The 1552-nt window shown below is 67.1% G+C and carries 2 protein-coding genes; both read right to left on the reverse strand.

Annotated elements, in window-relative coordinates; genetic code table 11:
• Positions 1-64: 64 nt before the first annotated feature.
• The gene (locus tag AC27IO_RS24085) at positions 65-895 is read right to left on the reverse strand and encodes a M48 family metallopeptidase (protein ID WP_498741191.1); all 831 of its coding nucleotides are present in this window, start codon (positions 893-895) and stop codon (positions 65-67) included.
• Positions 896-1197: 302 nt separating this feature from the next.
• On the reverse strand, positions 1198-1552 hold a 355-nt coding region (locus AC27IO_RS24090), incomplete at its 5' end, for an SMP-30/gluconolactonase/LRE family protein (protein WP_498741193.1).

Here is a 1552-nt window from a genome sequence, read left to right on the forward strand (position 1 = left end):
GCCGGGCCTTCGCCCGCCGCCTTTCTGGTTTGGCTGCCTTGACTGGCTGCCTCAGGCTGGCCGATTACTTCGCCGAGGCCAGGTCGCGCATGCGGTCCGCACGGCCGCCCGCGTCCGGGTGGGTGGACAGCATGGCATCCATGCCGCCGCTCTTGCCGCTCAGCGAGGCGATCTTGCGGAAGGCCGACTCCATGGCCTGCACCTTGTACTTGTGCTTCTTCATGAAGGCCAGGCCGTAGTCGTCGGCCTGGGTTTCCTGGCTTTGCGAGAACTGGCTGTTGACCAGCTTCTCGCCCAGGGCGCCCAGGTCGGAGTCGGCCAGGCGGCCCACGCCGCCCGCGGCGGACGCGGCCTTGCGGCCGGCGGAGGCCATGTAGGCCGTGCGCATGGCCGACAGCGAGTGCTGCAGCTTCACGTGGCCGATTTCATGGCCGATCACGCCCAGCAGTTCCTGGTCGTTCATCATGTCCATGAGGCCGCTGTACACGCGGATGGAGCCGTCGGCCGTGGCGTTGGCGTTCACGTCCTTGCTCAGGTACACCTTGAAGTTCAGCTTCATGCCGTCTTCGTTCACGTGCTTCTTGGTCAGGCGCGCCAGGCGCTGCGCGTACTTGTTGTTGGCCGGGGCGGCGTTCTCGGTGCGGTCTTCGTAGTTGCGGTACTGCAGCGAGACGGTCTTGAGTTCTTCGTCGGACACGGTCACGGCCTTGAACACGTCCAGCGCGGCGCCCGCCTTGTTCTCGGTGCTGCTGGAGTTGGAACCGCCGGCGGTGGCCGCGCCCAGCACGCTGGAGATGGCCGAGGTGCCGGAACCGCTCTTGCTGCCATCGCCCGTGGTGGCGCAGCCGGACAGCAGCAGGGCGAGCGCGACGGCGCTCAGTGAGAATTTCTTCATGGAAACACTTTCGTTGAGGTCTGGAAACAAGCGCCAATGGGGCGACGGATGCGGTGCTCGGGAGGCTCTGCGGCCCCTTGGCGGTCATGGGGTGGACCGGGCAGGCAGAAATTGTTTCACGGGCGTTTGAAAAGCCATACGGCGTGGCGCCGCGAATGCATCGAGTTGTATCCACGGCTTGGCCACCGCTTTCGCCGCTTTACAAAGTAACGAAACGCCGTGGCGCCATAGGGTGAACCACCCCGTACACAACCTTTTGTTTCAATAAAGACGTCATCAACGGGGAACGAAACGGCGCTCCGCTACACCACGACCTCGAAGAGCCGGCCCGACAGCGGGGCCTTGGCCAGCACGTCCAGCGGCACCGGCTGGCGCGCCGTGGTGATGAACAGCCGCCGCCCGTCGGCCCCGCCCAGTTCCACGTCGGTGGGACAGGGCACCGGCAGCGCGACGACGCGGTCCAGGCTGCCGTCGGGCAGGAAACGCACCACGCTCCAGCCATCGCGCAGGGCCGTCCACACCCCGCCCTCCGCATCCAGCGCCAGGCCGCTCACCCGGCCCGAGCCCTTGGGCACGGAGACGAGGCGGCGCACGGCGCCGGTCTCGGGCTGCAGCGACAGGATGGCGCCCGTGTCCGGCACGGCGGCCCAGAGGGTG

The organism is Acidovorax sp. KNOB132 (assembly GCF_057541515.1).